The sequence below is a fragment of the Collinsella acetigenes genome, from assembly GCF_012844445.1.
Lineage (GTDB): Bacteria > Actinomycetota > Coriobacteriia > Coriobacteriales > Coriobacteriaceae > Collinsella > Collinsella acetigenes.
The window spans coordinates 68,574-85,085 of record NZ_JABBCP010000005.1 but is presented as its reverse complement, the minus strand read 5'-3'; the positions used below and the strand labels follow the sequence as shown (position 1 = coordinate 85,085).

Below are 16,512 nucleotides of genomic sequence, written 5' to 3'. Positions count from 1 at the left end.
TGCTCCAATAGCTATCAAGGGTGAAAGGAAGCAAACATGAGCAAGGAAAAGGTAGTACTGGCTTATTCCGGCGGTCTCGACACCTCCGTCTGCGTCAAATGGCTGCAGACCGAGAAGAACCTCGACGTTATCTGCGTGTGCGGAAACGTCGGCCAGGAGGAGACCGATCTTGAGAAGAAGCGTCAAAAGGCTCTGAGCCTTGGCGTTCTCGACTGCAAGGTGCTCGACCTTCGCGATGAGTTCTCCGATGAGTATCTCACTCATGCCATCGCTGCTAACTCCATGTATGAAAACAAATATCCGCTGCTGAGCGCCCTTTCGCGCCCGCTGCTCGCCGCCAAGCTCGTTGAGGTTGCCCACGAGTATGGTGCCACGTACGTTGCTCATGGCTGCACGGGCAAGGGTAACGACCAGGTTCGTTTCGAGGCAGGCGTACTGGCTCTCGATCCCGACCTCAAGGTCATCGCTCCTGTGCGCGAGTGGGACCTCAAGTGCCGTCCGGACGAGGTTGCCTATGCTCACGAGCATGGTATCCCTGTTCCCGAGGGTGCTAACGACAACCCCTATTCCATCGACGATAACCTGTGGGGCCGTGCCATCGAGTGCGGTCACATGGAGGACCCCTGGAACGAGCCGCTCGACGACGCTTGGACGATGACCAAGAGCCCCGAGAACACTCCCGATACTCCCACCTATGTGGAGATCGGCTTCGAGGCCGGCAAGCCCGTATCCATCGATGGTGAGCAGATGAAGCTTTCTGAGCTCATCATCAAGCTCAACAAGATTGCTGGCGACAACGGCTTTGGCCGTCTCGATCTCGTCGAGGATCGTCTCGTGGGCCTGAAGTCTCGCGAGTGCTATGAGGTCCCGGCTGCACTCACACTCCTGCAGGCTCACAAGGCGCTTGAGGACCTGACCGTCGAGGGTGACGTGCTGCGTGCTAAGTTTGCGCTTGAGCAGCAGTGGGCTACGACTGTCTACAACGGCAAGTGGTTTAGCCCCCTCAAGGCCGCGCTCGATGCCTTTATGGACGAGACCCAGAAGTTTGTGACCGGCACCGTGCGACTCAAGTTCTTCAAGGGCAATCTCACCATCGTGGGCCGCAAGTCTCCGTACTCGCTCTATGATTACGGTCTGGCAACCTACGACCGCGACACCACGTTTGACGAGAAGAGCGCCGCTGGTTTCATCTATCTCGATACGCTGTCGCTCAAGACTTGGTCCAAGGTCCAGGGCCCCGGTTCCGGTATCGCATAAAAGCTCGGGTGCCGGCAGCAATGCACTTTATTCGCGGCGCCGCAGCCAATGAGCTGCGACGTCGCTTTTTTCTATACACTAAAGCTGTTTGAAATCGATTTGAGGAGGTTTCCCATGGCGTTGTGGGGAGGCCGTTTTGAGGCAGGCGTAGCGCAGGTCACGCAGGAGTTTGGCGCGTCGTTGCCCGTCGACAAGCATCTGTACCGTCAAGATATCGCGGGTTCCAAGGCTCATGCCAAAATGCTTGCAGCTCAGGGCATCATTAGCCAAGCCGATGCTGAGTCGATTTGCTCTGGACTCGATGGGATCGGCGCCGATATCGATGCTGGTAAATTCACGTTCGATATCAACGACGAGGACATTCACATGTCCATTGAGTCCGAGCTTACGCGTCGTATCGGCGAGGCGGGAAAGCGTCTGCATACTGGCCGTTCGCGCAATGACCAGGTTGCAACCGATACACGCCTTGGGTGCAAGGCTTTGGCCAAGGAGCTTATGGAGGCAAATCTTCATCTCCGTCAGGTCCTAATTGCCGCGGCGCAAAAGTACTCCGATGTGATTCTGCCTGGCTACACGCACCTGCAGCATGCGCAGCCCGTGCTTTTCTCCCATCACCTGCTTGCCTACGCCTGGATGTTTACCCGTGACTTCCAGCGTCTCGTTGCCGCGTTCGATGCTGCCGATGCCTCGCCTTTGGGGGCTGCCGCTCTTGCTGGTACCACCTATCCGCTTGACCGTCAGATGACCGCTGCCGAGCTTGGCTTTTCACGCGTGATTCCCAATTCGCTCGATGCCGTCTCCGATCGCGACTTCCTGCTCGATCTTCATTACGCGGGCTCTGTGATGGCCATGCACCTCTCACGCTTGTCCGAAGAGATCGTCTTGTGGTCTACGTCCGAATTTGGTTTCATCACGCTTTCTGATAGCTATTCCACGGGCTCGTCCATTATGCCGCAGAAAAAGAACCCCGATTTTGCCGAGCTTATCCGTGGCAAGAGCGGCCGCGTGTATGGCAACCTTGCGCAGCTGCTCGTGACCATGAAGGGCCTTCCCCTTGCCTACAACAAGGACTTGCAGGAGGACAAGGAGGGCGCCCTCGATACGGCGCATACGCTCATGCAATGCCTTTCAGTCATGGCCGGCATGATCGAAACCTGGACGGTCAACGAGGACGCTATGCGCCGCGAGTGCAGCGTGGGCCACCTTGCCGCAACCGATGTCGCCGATTACCTGGCCAAGCGAGGTCTGCCGTTTCGCGAGGCGCATGCCGTCGTGGGCCATCTTGTGCTCACGTGCGAGAAGCGCGGCTGCAACCTTGAGGACCTTCCCTTCGAGGTATTCCAGGAGGCAAGCCCTCTGTTCGAGCGCGATATTACCGAGGCGCTTGACATTCCATCGATCGTGGCGGCGCGTACCACCGAAGGCGGTACGGCACCCGCGGCCGTGGCCGAGCAGCTCTCTTCCGCCCAAGAGCAGCTTTCTCTCGATAGCGCCAGGCTTTCCGAGCTGACTCCTGTAGTCGAGATGGGGCATGGGGCAAACTAGGAGCGTTCGCTTTAATAACCAAAGCGTTTGTAGGTTCTCATGAGGCGTTTGCGCAATCGCGCAGGCGCCTCTTTCTCTTTTGATATACGGACGAGTTGCCCTGATGTCTCGGTGGATTCGTTTCCGGCTGCGCTTCGTCAAGTTGAGCTCATGGCTCTAAGTTGCGGAGAACTCTTGTGGGAGTGGTGCGCAACGGCGTGAAATAGCCCACTCGCGGGCGTTAAACGACTCTTCACTCGCTTCATTGCTTGCGAACGTTGTGCTGATGGTAGGCTAATCGCGCTTCGAAGGCAGGGGGTTACATATACGGAGATCCCAGTAAGTTGCTACTTGCTGTTTCGAATGGAACTCTGCAGCGATGCAATCCCGAGCGGGTGCCCCAACGGACGTGGGCACGTACGAACCTACTTGAAAGGCTACAACTATGGCTATCGAGAAGACGTTTATCATGATCAAGCCCGATGCCGTGCGCGATCGCAAGATTGGCGAGATCGTCACGCGTATCGAGCGCAGTGGTCTTGTCATCGAACGCATGGAGATGACCACCCTTGACCGTCCGACGGTCGAGGAGCACTACGCCCATTTGGCAGACAAGCCGTTCTTTGGTGGCCTTTGCGACTTTATGACCAGCGGTCCTGTTGTTAAGATGATTGTTTCTGGCCCTTCTGCTGTGGCTAAGATGCGCACCCTTATGGGCGCTACTAATCCACTCGACGCTGCTCCTGGCACCATCCGCGGCGACTTTGCCGTCGACGTCGACGCTAACGTGATCCATGGTTCCGACTGTGTTGAGAACGGCGAGATCGAGATCAAGCGTTTCTTTGGCTAATCAGCTTTGGCTCCTCAGAGCTGTTAGCGTGTGGCATGGGCGCCGTGGAATTGCATCCACGGCGTTTTTCATGGCGGTGCTTTGCCGCCTGTCGGAAGGCGACTTGCGATTTTGTCCTTGTTGCTATCAAATGCTAATGGTTAAAAGAGATATTCGTTTATTCGCCACCTTGTTGCGGGGTGCGAATTAAGGAGATTGCCATGCCCACCGATCCTATCCGTGATGCCGCATATTGCGAGACCCTTAATCGTGAACTTGTCTGCGCGCTTGGCTGTACCGAGCCGATTGCCGTCGCATACGCCGCAGCGCTGGCGAGCCAGACCTTATGTGGCGAGCCCGAGCACATGGACGTTGCTTGCTCTGGCAATATCATTAAAAACGTGAAGAGCGTGACGGTACCCAACTCAGGCGGGATGCGCGGTATCGAGGCGGCAGCCGTCTTGGGCGCTGTGGGTGGTGACGCAAAGAGCGCCCTCGAGGTGCTGGAAAGCGTGGATGACGCTGCACGTGCCCGTGCGAATGAACTGCTGGTCGACCCCTCGTACTGCAATGTTTCGCTGGTCGAGGGCGTTCCCAATTTGTATATCAAGGTGACTGCAACGTACGGGAGCCATGTTGCCGTCGTCGAGATTATCGACCATCACACCAATGTGACATGCCATACGTTGGACGGCATCCCAGTGTGCGGCAAGTCGGCGGGGGAGTGCGCGGCTTGCGCCGAGCGCGTGGTGGCGAAGCGCGCCGCCGATAGCGCCGAGGCGCCCATGACCGTCGAGTCCATCATCGACTTCATTGAGAACGGCGATATCGACGCTGCACGCGAAGCGGTTGAGCGCCAGATCGAACTCAATGGTGCCATCAGTGCCGAGGGCCTGGCTCACTCCTGGGGAGCCGAGGTCGGTCGCACCCTATTGGGAGCTCGTGCGGCCGATGTCGCCTGCCGTGCCCGCGCACGTGCTGCTGCCGGCTCAGACGCTCGCATGAATGGCTGCGCGCTGCCGGTGGTTATCGTATGCAGATCGGGCAATCAGGGCATCACCTGCGCGCTCCCCGTTATGGAATATGCCGAGTTCTTGCGCTGCGACCATGAACGTCTGGTGCGTGCCGTCATGCTGTCCGACCTCATTGCCGTGCACGTTAAAAGTTATATTGGCGCGCTTTCCGCTTTTTGCGGTGCCATCTGTGCCGCCTGCGGTGCGGGCGCTGCCATCACCTGGCTGTGCGGCGGTACGCGCGAGCAGATCGGTGCCACCGTTTCCAATACGCTGGGCAATGTTGGCGGCATCGTGTGCGACGGCGCCAAGGCGAGCTGCGCTGCCAAGATTTCGGCTGCAGTGGATGCGGCGATCCTCGGCCACGATATGGCCATGCAGGGTCGTGGGTTCCGTGCGGGAGAGGGCCTGATTCAGGATACGGTTGAGCAGACGATCGCCAGTATGGGCTACGTGGGCCGTGTGGGCATGAAGGACGCCGACGTGGAGATCCTCAACATCATGATCGGCAAGACTCAAGTCGAGTGCTAGGGACGCTGGGTGGAGAAAATAGACCGCTGACCGCTCATCGACAACTTGCTACCGCCCATATTAGAGGTATTGCGGAAAAGTCTCCACACGCCCAAAAAATGGCAGTTCGCGCTTGAAATCGAAGCCGATTCACCGTAACCTATACCATCGTGATTGCATAAGCGTCACGTCAGTATCTGTTGGCCCCCGAGATATATCCAAACGGTGCGCGCGCCGGATGGCTTCTTTGTCCGTTCCTACCGCACATCTGCAGGCTTGCAATCGGGGCCCCGTAAGTTCGAAAGGGGTCCACCTTTGAGTGAGATTCAGAACACGTCCGTTTTTTCGCTGGATGAGGGTGCGGACGACGAGATGGAGAAGAGCCTGAACGACCTTCCCACCTTTGACGAGGGCGACCTTGTCACCGGTACGGTCGCTTCCATCGGTCGCGATGAGGTCCTGGTAGACCTTCACTCCAAGTCCGAGGGCGTTATTCCCGTTCGCGAGCTTTCCATCCGCAAGGATATCAACCCTGCAGATATCGTCGCTCTTGGCGATACCGTTGAGGCCCAGGTTGTCCAGAAAGAGGACAAGGAGGGCCGCATGGTCCTCTCCAAGCGTCGTGCTGAGTACGAGCGCGCTTGGAACCGCATCGAGGAGAAGTTCAACTCCGGCGAGAACGTCGAGGGCGAGGTCATCGAGGTCGTCAAGGGCGGTCTTATCCTCGACATCGGCCTGCGTGGCTTCCTGCCCGCTTCCCTCGTGGATCTGCGCCGCGTGAAGGATCTTACCTCTTACCTGCACACCTCCATCGAGGCTCGTGTTATCGAGATGGATCGCAACCGCAACAACGTCGTTCTCTCCCGCCGCGTGGTGCTCGAGGAGTCCCGCAAGGCCGAGCGTTCCGAGATCCTCTCCAAGCTCAAGAGCGGCATGCGTCTCAAGGGCACTGTTTCCTCCATCGTGGACTTCGGTGCATTTGTGGACCTCGGCGGCATCGACGGCCTGATTCACATCTCCGAGCTCTCTTGGAACCACGTTAACCATCCCTCCGAGGTCGTCAAGGTCGGCCAGGAGGTTGAGGTCGAGGTGCTCGACGTCGACCTGAACCGCGAGCGCATCTCCCTCGGTCTCAAGCAGACCACCGAGGATCCTTGGCGTGCACTCGTCAAGAAGTACCCCGTGGGCGCTATCGTCGAGGGCTCCGTCACCAAGCTCGTGCCGTTCGGCGCTTTCGTCGACCTCGGCGAGGGCATCGAGGGCCTGGTGCACATCTCCGAGATGGCCAACAAGCATGTCGACCAGCCTTCTCAGGTCACCCATGTGGGCGACAAGGTGCAGGTCAAGGTTATGGAGATCGACCTCGACCGTCGTCGTATCTCCCTCTCCATGAAGTCTGCTGCTGAGACCCTGGGCTTCGAGATCGACGTCACCCCGCTTCCCAACGAGAAGAAGGATGACGAGGCTGAGGCCGAGGCTGAAGCTGACGCGGAGTAGCGCTTCTTTTCATAGAACGTGATAACGACCCCCGGTGTATTTCTGCCGGGGGTCGTTTTGTTATCGCCCATACCGTCCGCGTGCCGATGTACGCCTGTGCACGGTTTACGGCGCATGCTATGATGGGCACCGTTTGGATTCGATCGATTGGTGGTTTCGGTGATGGGTCAATACACGGCGGCTCCTTTTGCCGACCGTACGGCGGTCCTGCTGGATTTTGACGGCACAATTGCCGATACCGGCACGTATATTATGCGTTGTGCGCGCGAGGCCCTAGTCGAGTGCGGCTATTCTCGAGAGGCCGAGGGCGATTTGCATTCCCTGATCGGTCCACCGCTCTTCAATGGCTTTGCCGATCTTTGTCATCAGCCTCTTGAAGAAGGCATGCGTATCACCGCGGTGTACCGTCGGATTTTCGATAAGGATATGTCGCCCGATTATTACCCGGTCTTTCCCGGCATGCGCGAGCTGATTGTTGCCCTCCGGGGGCAGGGGAGACAGGTTGCCGTCGCGACGTCGCGTCTCGAGACAACGGCGCACCAAATGATCGATTTCCTTGACCTTCCTCCCTTTGATGCCATTGTGGGTAGGCTGGAGCCGGGTCGTGATACCAAGGCGGAATCCATTCGTGATGCTATGGCACAGCTTGGTGCCGCTATCGATGATTCTGTGATGGTGGGCGACCGATTCCATGATGTTCATGGTGCGCATGAGCAGGGGATTCCCTGCATTGGTATCTATACCGGCGCTGCCGACGAGGGAGAGCATGAGCGAGCCGGAGCAGATTTCGTGGCGCATGATGTTGCGCAGCTCGCTTGGGCTTTGGGTGTTGAGCTTTAAAGTGGTTCGCCTATTTTGATACGTATGGTTGTACACGGCTTGGATTGGAGCTGCATGATGGATAAAGAACTCGAGAAGCGCGTTGACGAGTACGTCGACGAGGTATGGGGCAACGTCCTCGACGATATTGCCGCCCTGGTGGCAGTGCCTTCTGTGGCGATTGAAGGTGCAAACGAGCCGGGCGCTCCGTTTGGTAAGGACTCGCGCGCCGCTCTCGACTGTGCACTGGGCATCGCCGCGAAGCTTGGTTATCAGACCTCCGATGACGAGGGCTATATGGGCATGGCGGATATTCCCGGCGAGTCGGAGCGCCAGATCGCCACGATCGCGCACGTCGATGTGGTCCCTGCCGGCCCCGGCTGGAACACCGATCCGTTTACCATGGTGCGCCGCGACGGTTGGCTTTTGGGCCGCGGCGTTATCGACGACAAAGGCCCTGCCGTTCTTGGCCTGTACGCTGGCGCATTTCTTCTTCGCGAGGGCGTGACTCCCAGGTACACGTTCCGTGCGCTTTTGGGCTGCGATGAGGAGACGGGCATGAAGGATGTGCCTCATTACCTGTCGACTCATGAGGACCCGGCGTTCCTGTTTACCCCGGATGCGGAGTTCCCGGTTTGCAATGCGGAGAAGGGCCAGTTTGGCGCTACCTTTACCAGCGGTGTGATTGCCGATGGCAAGATTTTGTCCTGGAGCGGTGCCGAGGCCACCAACGCCGTGCCGTCTCAGTCCATCTGCGAGGTTGCCGTCGATGCCTCTGAGCTTCCTGCCCCCGTGGCCAATGCCGATCGTCTGACGATTGAGCCCGTGGGCGACGGTCGCGCCCGCATTACGGCTCAGGGCATCGGTGGGCATGCCTCCATGCCCGAGGGTACGCTCAATGCCATCGCGCTCGTACTTGGCTATCTCAAGGAAACGGGCATCTGCAAGGGTGACGAGGCGCAGGCGCTCGAGCTGCTCTCGATCATTCATGCCGATACCACGGGCTCCGCTTTGGGTATTGCCGCCTCGAACGATGCTTTTGGACCTCTTACGCTCAACGGCGGCACCATCGAGGTCAAGGAGGGTCGCATCCTGCAGACCATCGACGTTCGCCTGCCCAACTGCGTGAACCTGACCGAGCTTGAGGATACCTGCCGCGCGGTGGCAGAGCGCTTTGGCGCGACGCTGAATGTCGACCATGCGGTCGAGGCTTTCTATATCCCCGCGGATAGCCCGGCGGTCAAGACGCTTATCGATACGTATAACGATGTGACGGGTGAAAACGCCACTCCGTTTTCCATGGGTGGCGGCACCTATGCGCGTAAGTTCAAAAGCGCCGTTTCCTTTGGCGCCGAGACCCATGGCCTGGTCTTGCCCGAGTGGGCCGGTCTCATGCATGGGCCCAATGAGGGCGCAAGCGAGGCGCAGCTCAAGCAGGCGCTTAAGATCTACATCCTGGCGATTTTCCGTCTGATGGAGCTCGATCTGTAAACAGAACGCGGATTTTCCTTTCTGGTGCCCCGGTGGCTTTGCTGCCGGGGCATTTTTTTGCCCTGAATTTCCGGCGGGGAAGATCAGGGTGTTCTTCGCACGAAATTAACCAAACGATCCTTTTGTAAAGAGCGCGTAAATGACGTACGAGAGCTGCGTAATGTTTAGTCACGTGCGCGTAATGAGGTGGCGTTGAGCAAAAAAACGCGTTGGCGTGCGCCTAAAGTTCTCATCAAGGATTTAGCAGGTGGGGTTGCACCGGACGGTTTCTCGCAAGGGCCTCGGCATCTGTTCCCATGCGGGGAGCCGCGCGGTGCAACCAGATCTACTCGTCGAGTAAAGGGCACGACGATGATCTAAACGCCATCTGCGTTGATGTGCGAACGGGTATGTTCGCGAAAGGAGAACCATGTTCGACTATTCTTGCTCTCGTCGTCAGTTTCTGGGTCTTGCTGGCGGTATTGCCGCCATGGCCGGTCTTGGCCTTGCTGGTTGCGGCAACTCTGCCGCTTCCGCTGCCAAGGGCTCCGCTGCTGGCTCTGCTGCTGCCAAGGATATCGCGGGTGAGGTGACGTACGACGGCGCTTCTTCGTTCCAGGCGCTCGTTGAGGCCGCTGCCGAGAAGTTCATGGACAAGTACCCCGATGTCATCATCTCCGGTTCTGGTAACGGCTCGGGCAAGGGCCTGACCGCTGTTGCCGCCGGCACCGTGACTATTGGTAACTCCGATGTCTTCGCCGAGACCAAGCTCGAGAAGGACGATGTCAAGAACCTTGTCGATCACGAGGTCGCCGTTGTGGGCATGGGCCCTGTGGTTTCTAAGAACGTGAAGGTTGACGACCTTTCCCTCGAGCAGCTGAAGGGCATCTTCTCCGGCACCATTACCAACTGGAAAGAGGTCGGTGGTGACGACGCTACTATCGTCGTGCTCAACCGTAAGGCCGGTTCTGGTACTCGTGCCACCTTTGAGGCTGCTGTCTTTCGTTCTGAGGCCAACGAGTTCAAGGGCGATGCCGAGCTCGACAAGTCCGGTGATGTCCAGACTCAGCTTTCCAGCACCGATAATGCCATTTCCTACCTCGACTTCTCTCACTACGACGACTCCAAGTTCAACGCTGTCAAGGTCGAGGGCGTCGAGCCCAAGAGCGAGAACGTCTACGATAACAAGTTCCCCATCTGGGCAACCGAGCATATGTACTGCGCCAAGGACGCCGATGAGGCTACCACTGCCTTCCTGGACTTCATGCTTTCCGATGATGTCCAGAAGGAGCTCGTTGAGCAGCAGGGCTTCATTCCCGTTTCCGAGATGAAGGTTGTCAAGGACGCTTCCGGCAAGGTGACCGAGAAATAACGGCGCTGCCTTCCGATCTATTCCCTGCTGACTGTTGCTACAACGAAAGGTGCGTAATGGCAAAGCAGATGCCAAAACGCAACCTTGAAAAAGTGGGTTTGGGTGTCACGGGCGCGTGCGTCGTGCTCGTGACACTTGTTGTGTTGGCCCTGATCATCATGGTCGCCCAGAAGGGTCTTTCCGCCTTTTTCAAGGATGGCGTCAACATTGCCGGGTTCTTTGGGGGAACCAAATGGGATCTCTCGAACACGGATCAAAACGGTATGCCCTATACCGGAGCTCTTCCCCTGATCGTCACGTCGTTTTCTGTGACGATCCTCTCCACGATCATCGCGCTGCCCATCTCGCTGGGCTCGGCGATTTTTGCTGTCGAGATTCGTCCGCGTTTTGGCTCAAAGGTTTTTCAACCTTTGATTGAGCTTTTGACGGGTATCCCGTCGGTCGTGTTCGGTCTTATTGGCTTTCATGTTGTCGTGGGGGCATGCAAAGCGATCTTTGGGGTCTCGACCGGTTTGGGTATCCTTCCCGGTTCTATCGTTTTGGCAGTTATGATTCTGCCGACGGTGACCACGCTCTCCATTGATGCGTTGCGTGCCGTGCCGGACGGCTATCGCCAGGGATCTTTGGCACTTGGTTACACGCGTTGGCAGACTATTTGGCGCGTTGTGCTCAAAAGCGCTCTTCCCTCGCTTATGACCGCTGTAATCTTGGGCATGACGCGCGCCTTTGGCGAGACGCTTGCCGTACGCATGGTGATCGGTGGTATCGAGAAGATGCCCGCCGGTCTGCTCGATGCCGCGTCTACCATCACCACCACGCTCACCACCAGCATGGCGGTCTATGCAGAAGGTTCCGCACAGGACGATATCCTGTGGGCGCTCGGTCTGTTGCTCATGGGCATGTCGCTCGTCTTCATCTTGATTATCCATCTCATCGGTCGTAAGGGGGCGAAGGCTCGTGGCTAAGTCGGCAACTCAGGCACAAGACGCCTATCTTGAGCGCTCACAGCGTAACGACAAGGTCGCGACCGGCGTGCTCACGCTCATCGTGGGCCTTGTGATGGTCATCGTCGTGTCGATGGTGCTCTTCATTTTGAGCCAGGGTATCGAAACGCTTTTCAAGCCCGGTTTTCTTACCGAGGCCTCGCGTGCCAATGGTACTCAAGGCGGTGTGGCGTATCAGCTATTTGACTCGTTTTACCTGCTGATTCTGACGCTTGTCATCTCGCTTCCCATCAGCTTGGGCGGTGCTGTGTTTTTGGTCGAATATGCGCCCGACGGCCCCATCACAAGCATTGCATCGACGGCTATCGAGACCCTTTCGTCACTGCCGTCAATCGTCGTGGGCATGTTTGGCTTTCTGGTCTTTAGCGTGAACTTTGGCTGGAAATACTCGATTCTATCCGGCGCCGTCGCACTCACCATGTTCAACATCCCTATCCTCGTGCGCGTGATCCAACAGGCGCTAGAAGACGTTCCCGCTTCTCAGCGCGATGCATGTCTTGCCATGGGCCTCACGCGTTGGGAGACCACGGTGCACGTCTTGATTCCCGTGGCTATGCCGGCCATCGTTACGGGCGTGGTGCTTTCGGCTGGTCGCGTGTTTGGCGAGGCCGCTGCTTTGCTGTTCACCTCTGGTATGAGCTCGCCGGTGCGTCTTAATTTCTTCACGCTTAACTTCGCAAGCCCTACCTGCGCTTGGAATGTCTTTAGGCCGGCCGAGTCGCTTGCGGTGCACATCTACAAGATTTACGGCGAGGGAAGCCCCGAGGCTCAAACTATCGTTTGGGGCACCGCTGCTCTATTGATGATCTGCGTGCTTTTATTCAACGTTGCCGCACGCATCGTCGGCAAGGCCCTTGCAAGGAGGATGACGGCCGAATGAGCGTAGAGACTTCTGCGGTGGAGACCGACTCCACAAGCGCCGATTTTATGACGAGCGTGAGCTCGAGTGAGAAGCGCAACCGCGTGTCGGGCTTCGCCATCTCCGACGAGGTGGTGCTCGAGACCAAGGACGTAAACGTCTATTACGGCAATCACCATGCATTGCACGACACCTCGCTAGCGTTCCATAAAGACGAGATCACGGCCCTCATCGGGCCTTCCGGCTGCGGCAAATCAACCTTCCTGCGCAGTCTTAACCTTATGAATCGCGAGATTCGAGGCTGTCGCGTCGATGGCGAGATCGAGTATCGCGGACACAACATCAATACTCCAAGCGAGAACCTCTATGAGCTGCGCAAATCCATTGGCATGGTGTTCCAGCAGCCCAATCCGTTTCATATGTCCATCTACGACAACATCACGTTTGCCCCTCGTCGTCACGGCGTGCGGGGCAAGGACGTCCTTGATCAGATGGTCGAGGAGAGTCTGCGCGGGGCGGCCTTGTGGGATGAGGTTAAAGACAAGCTCGACAAAAGCGCCTTTGCCTTATCCGGTGGCCAGCAGCAGCGCCTGTGCATCGCGCGCACCCTTGCCATGCATCCCGATGTGATCTTGTTTGACGAGCCGTGCTCGGCGCTCGATCCCATCTCGACCTTGGCCATCGAGGACCTTATGCGCAATGTGGTGAAGGGCCGTGCCATCGTCATCGTTACGCACAACATGGAGCAGGCGAGCCGCGTGTCGAATCGCACCGCCTTCTTTTACATGGGCGATATGGTCGAGTACGGCGAGACCGAGCAGATTTTCCAGCGCCCAAACGACGCTCGTCTTAACGATTACCTCACGGGCATGTTCTCCTAGTCGGAATATGTTCCGCTGGCCCGCCGGAGACGGCGCGCGTTTCTATCGTGTGCGCCACCGGTGCGGCGCTTTGCACAGGGGCACTGCGATCGCCCTTTCGGTCGCGGTGCCCTTTTCTTATGCGTGGACGGAGTCGCGTGCTAGCATGGGTACTTGACTGAACATGTACGTTAGGCGGTATTTCTATGGCGGCTCTTCTTGGCTGTGACGCGGTTTCACTCGAATATCCCACCAAGGTCATTCTTAAAGATGTGACGCTGGGCGTGGCGGAAGGCGACCGAATCGGCATCGTTGGCAAGAACGGTGACGGCAAGTCTACGCTCCTTTCGGTGCTTGCCGGAATTACCGAGCCCGATGAGGGCAGGGTCACGCATCGTCGCGACCTCCGTGTGGGCGTGCTCGGCCAGCGCGATGCACTTTGCGATACCGATACCGTGCATCACGCTGTGGTGGGCGATTTGCCCGAATACGAGTGGGCGGCATCGCCTGTGGTACGCAGCATTTTGGATGGCCTGATTGCAGATGTCCCTTGGGAAGGAGCCGTGGGGGAGCTTTCGGGCGGTCAGAGGCGTCGCGTGGACCTTGCTCGCCTGCTTATTGGCGACTATGACGTGCTGATGCTCGATGAGCCCACAAACCACTTGGATATGCGAACTATCAATTGGCTCGCCGAGCATCTTAAAAGCCGCTGGCAAGCGGGTGTCGGCGCTCTTTTGGTGGTCACGCACGATCGTTGGTTCCTGGACGAGGTCTGCACCTCGATGTGGGAGGTCCATGACGGTTGCGTCGATCCCTTCGAGGGCGGCTATTCCGCCTATATTCTGCAGCGCGTCGAGCGCGACCGCATGGCGCGCGTGACCGAGGAGCGTCGTCGCAACATGGCCCGCAAGGAGCTCGCGTGGCTATCGCGCGGGGCCCAGGCGCGCAGCACCAAGCCAAAATTTCGCGTCGATGCGGCTCGCGAACTTATCGCCGATGTTCCTCCCGTGCGCGATGAGCTGGAGCTTAAACGCCTGGCGGTGTCGCGTCTAGGCAAGCAAGTCATCGACGTGCTCGATGTGACGGCAGGCTACGATACGGCCGATTCGGAGGGTGGTGCCGCTTCGCGTCCTGTTCTCAATGATGTGACCTGGCTTATCGGCGCCGGCGACCGCTTTGGTCTTTTGGGCGAGAACGGTGCGGGAAAGTCGACGCTTCTCAACGTGATTCAGGGCAAGATCGCTCCGCTTTTGGGGCGTGTGAAAATCGGTCAGACCGTGCGCTTCGGTGTGCTTTCCCAGCAGCTTGAGGAACTCGACCCTCATATGGACGAGACCATTCGCGAGGTTCTTTCCACGTACAAGCGCGTCTATATCGTTGATGGCAAGGAGACGAGCCCCGAGAAGCTCTGCGAGCGCCTAGGGTTCACAACCAAGCAGCTCTGGAGTCGTATCAAGGACCTCTCGGGTGGCCAGCGTCGTCGCCTCTCCCTGCTCCTCACGATTCTTGACGAGCCCAACGTGCTCATGTTGGACGAGCCGGGCAACGACCTCGACACCGATATGCTTGCGATCGTGGAGGATCTGCTGGACGGTTGGCCCGGCACGCTTATCCTCGTGACGCATGATCGCTTCTTGATGGAGCGCGTGACCGATTCCCAGTTTGCGTTAATCGACGGGCACCTGCGCCATGTTCCCGGCGGTGTCGATCAGTATCTCAAACTTGTAAACGAGGCGAGTGCTGCTGCGTCTGAAACCCCTGCATCGCGCACGCAGGAGTGTTCCGCCTCTCCGTCTCAGGCGGCCTCGGGTCTTTCCAACGCAGAGCGTCAGCGCTTGCGTCGTGAGGTATCCTCGCTTGAGCGCAAGATGGAGGCGCGCCGCGCCGAGCTCGAAAAACTGCAGGCAGGTATGGCCGATGTCGACCCCACCGATTACGCGGCGCTCGAGGCCCAGCAAAAAAAGATCGACGAGAAGCAAGATGAGCTCGATGACCTAGAGACGTCGTGGTTCGAAGCCTCCGAGCAGCTTGGAGAATAGCCCGTCCGAGGTAGGGAGAAATTCATCGTTTCGAGAGCGTTTCTTGTCGATTAATGCTTGTGTGCTCCTGCGTTAACCCTCTTTGATTATCCCTGCATCAGCCCTTCTTGCCTGCATACTCAGCAGGTAATGATTGTTAGTGGCTGCGGCGAAGAAGGGTTTATGCTCATGGATCGTTTCAGTTATTGCCTACCCACGCATTTTGAGTTTGGCGAAGATGCCGAGCTTGAGGTCGGCCGTTTGGTGAGTCGTTTTTCGGGCACGAAGGCGCTTATCGTTTTAGGCGAAGGGTCTGCGCGTCGCTCGGGTCTTTTCGCCCGTGTTCGGACCTCGCTCGATAGGGCGCTTTTGGAGTATGCGGTGCTTTCGGGGGTGCAACCGGCGTCTCAGCTTGAGCTGGTGCGAGAGGGTATCGATTTGGCGCGCGATGAACGGGTCGACTTTATTTTGGCGATTGGTGGCGGCAGCGTAATCGATGTTGCCAAGGCGATTGCTGCAGGCGTGCGCTATCGCGGCGATGTGCTCGATTTCTTTTGCGGCGAGGCCGTGCTCGACGATGCGCTTCCCATTGGCTGCGTGCTCACGACGGCAGCTTCGGGATCGGAGGCGTCTGCTACGGCTATGCTGCAGCTTGAAGAGGGCAGGGGAGTTGCAGAGGCGACCTCCAACGTTTTGATTCCTTCGTTTTCGGTGCTCAATCCTGCTCTGACCGAAACGCTTCCTGCGTATCAGGTCTCTTGCGGCATCTGTGAGACGCTAGCCTATCTATTTGGGTTGTACCTTGAAGATTCCCAGGCAACGGGTGTGAGCGATCGATTGATCGAAGGGCTGATGGGCGCGATCGTCGAGGAGACGCCGCTTGTCTTGTCGGATCCTGCCGACGTACAGGCGCGTGCCGATCTGATGTGGGCTTCCTGCATGGCGCATAACAATATGTGCATGCCGGGTCGCGTTCCGCATCCCGTGAGTCGAGAGATTGCGCTCGTGCTCTCTGCGCGCTTAAAAAAGCCGCTGGGATCGTGCCTCTCTGTTGTGCTGCCGCCGGTTTTGAACTTGGTTATGGAGCGTGACGCTGCACGCCTTGCTCGGTTGGGACGGCGTGTGTGGGGGCTTTCCTCGTGCGGAAACGAGCTTGAAGATGCGCGTGCGGCTATCGAGTGCCTGGGCAATTATCTTGGTGCGTTGCAGCTGCCTCGCTCGCTTGCGGAGCTTGGGGCAACGGGAAAAGACCTGGAGGATGCCGTCGAAGGCACCGGTTTGGTGAAAGAAGCCCTTGAGACGGGAAACTCGCAGGTAATCGAGCATCTTACCAGAGGGGAAGCCCATAGCCTTCTCGTTGCGCTCGCCGGTCGTTCACGAACTGCAGACGTTGCAGCATAGCGTTATCAAAGTCTCTGGCACGCGTTGCAACACTTGGGTGTGCGTTGCATTAAAATGAGGGCATCGTCTTATTACGTGC

Annotated in this window: 13 protein-coding genes; all 13 read left to right on the top strand. The window is 57.9% G+C overall.

Annotated elements, in window-relative coordinates:
- The first annotated feature begins 36 nt into the window (after window positions 1–36).
- On the top strand, window positions 37–1,257 hold the full coding sequence (locus HF320_RS06950; protein WP_022386451.1) for an argininosuccinate synthase: 1,221 nt from the start codon (window positions 37–39) through the stop codon (window positions 1,255–1,257).
- 114 nt (window positions 1,258–1,371) lie between these two features.
- Window positions 1,372–2,802, top strand: a complete 1,431-nt coding sequence (argH, locus tag HF320_RS06945) for an argininosuccinate lyase (RefSeq protein ID WP_169277673.1) — start codon at window positions 1,372–1,374, stop codon at window positions 2,800–2,802.
- A 424-nt stretch (window positions 2,803–3,226) separates the two neighbouring features.
- Window positions 3,227–3,631: a nucleoside-diphosphate kinase gene (gene ndk / locus HF320_RS06940; protein WP_040220935.1), complete on the top strand. Its 405-nt coding sequence runs from the start codon at window positions 3,227–3,229 to the stop codon at window positions 3,629–3,631.
- A gap of 200 nt (window positions 3,632–3,831) precedes the next feature.
- Window positions 3,832–5,154, top strand: a complete 1,323-nt coding sequence (locus HF320_RS06935; RefSeq protein ID WP_169277672.1) for an L-cysteine desulfidase family protein — start codon at window positions 3,832–3,834, stop codon at window positions 5,152–5,154.
- 294 nt (window positions 5,155–5,448) lie between these two features.
- Complete coding sequence (rpsA, locus tag HF320_RS06930; RefSeq protein WP_169277671.1) at window positions 5,449–6,630, top strand: 30S ribosomal protein S1; 1,182 nt, start codon at window positions 5,449–5,451, stop codon at window positions 6,628–6,630.
- Between the two features lie 162 nt (window positions 6,631–6,792).
- A complete protein-coding gene (locus HF320_RS06925) occupies window positions 6,793–7,470 on the top strand; it encodes an HAD hydrolase-like protein (RefSeq protein WP_169277670.1) in 678 nt (225 codons plus the stop codon).
- Between the two features lie 54 nt (window positions 7,471–7,524).
- The gene (locus HF320_RS06920; protein WP_349290717.1) at window positions 7,525–8,940 is read left to right on the top strand and encodes a Sapep family Mn(2+)-dependent dipeptidase; all 1,416 of its coding nucleotides are present in this window, start codon (window positions 7,525–7,527) and stop codon (window positions 8,938–8,940) included.
- 409 nt (window positions 8,941–9,349) lie between these two features.
- Window positions 9,350–10,291, top strand: a complete 942-nt coding sequence (locus tag HF320_RS06915) for a phosphate ABC transporter substrate-binding protein (protein WP_169277669.1) — start codon at window positions 9,350–9,352, stop codon at window positions 10,289–10,291.
- A 56-nt stretch (window positions 10,292–10,347) separates the two neighbouring features.
- Window positions 10,348–11,256 carry a phosphate ABC transporter permease subunit PstC gene (gene pstC / locus HF320_RS06910; protein ID WP_169277668.1) on the top strand — a complete coding sequence of 303 codons (909 nt, stop codon included), beginning with the start codon at window positions 10,348–10,350 and terminating at the stop codon, window positions 11,254–11,256.
- The gene (pstA, locus tag HF320_RS06905) at window positions 11,249–12,175 is read left to right on the top strand and encodes a phosphate ABC transporter permease PstA (RefSeq protein ID WP_349290716.1); all 927 of its coding nucleotides are present in this window, start codon (window positions 11,249–11,251) and stop codon (window positions 12,173–12,175) included. Before pstC ends, pstA begins: the two co-directional genes overlap by 8 nt.
- A complete protein-coding gene (pstB, locus tag HF320_RS06900; RefSeq protein WP_256376362.1) occupies window positions 12,172–13,035 on the top strand; it encodes a phosphate ABC transporter ATP-binding protein PstB in 864 nt (287 codons plus the stop codon). Before pstA ends, pstB begins: the two co-directional genes overlap by 4 nt.
- Before the next feature lie 185 nt (window positions 13,036–13,220).
- The gene (locus HF320_RS06895) at window positions 13,221–15,053 is read left to right on the top strand and encodes an ABC-F family ATP-binding cassette domain-containing protein (RefSeq protein ID WP_169277667.1); all 1,833 of its coding nucleotides are present in this window, start codon (window positions 13,221–13,223) and stop codon (window positions 15,051–15,053) included.
- A 168-nt stretch (window positions 15,054–15,221) separates the two neighbouring features.
- Complete coding sequence (locus HF320_RS06890) at window positions 15,222–16,433, top strand: iron-containing alcohol dehydrogenase (protein WP_169277666.1); 1,212 nt, start codon at window positions 15,222–15,224, stop codon at window positions 16,431–16,433.
- Window positions 16,434–16,512: the final 79 nt, after the last annotated feature.

Coding starts and splice junctions, on each gene's coding strand:
- HF320_RS06950 (WP_022386451.1), top strand. CDS start 37: ATGAGCAAGGAAAAGGTAGTACTGGCTTATTCCGGCGGTCTCGACACC.
- argH (WP_169277673.1), top strand. CDS start 1,372: ATGGCGTTGTGGGGAGGCCGTTTTGAGGCAGGCGTAGCGCAGGTCACG.
- ndk (WP_040220935.1), top strand. CDS start 3,227: ATGGCTATCGAGAAGACGTTTATCATGATCAAGCCCGATGCCGTGCGC.
- HF320_RS06935 (WP_169277672.1), top strand. CDS start 3,832: ATGCCCACCGATCCTATCCGTGATGCCGCATATTGCGAGACCCTTAAT.
- HF320_RS06925 (WP_169277670.1), top strand. CDS start 6,793: ATGGGTCAATACACGGCGGCTCCTTTTGCCGACCGTACGGCGGTCCTG.
- HF320_RS06920 (WP_349290717.1), top strand. CDS start 7,525: ATGATGGATAAAGAACTCGAGAAGCGCGTTGACGAGTACGTCGACGAG.
- HF320_RS06915 (WP_169277669.1), top strand. CDS start 9,350: ATGTTCGACTATTCTTGCTCTCGTCGTCAGTTTCTGGGTCTTGCTGGC.
- pstC (WP_169277668.1), top strand. CDS start 10,348: ATGGCAAAGCAGATGCCAAAACGCAACCTTGAAAAAGTGGGTTTGGGT.
- pstB (WP_256376362.1), top strand. CDS start 12,172: ATGAGCGTAGAGACTTCTGCGGTGGAGACCGACTCCACAAGCGCCGAT.
- HF320_RS06895 (WP_169277667.1), top strand. CDS start 13,221: ATGGCGGCTCTTCTTGGCTGTGACGCGGTTTCACTCGAATATCCCACC.
- HF320_RS06890 (WP_169277666.1), top strand. CDS start 15,222: ATGGATCGTTTCAGTTATTGCCTACCCACGCATTTTGAGTTTGGCGAA.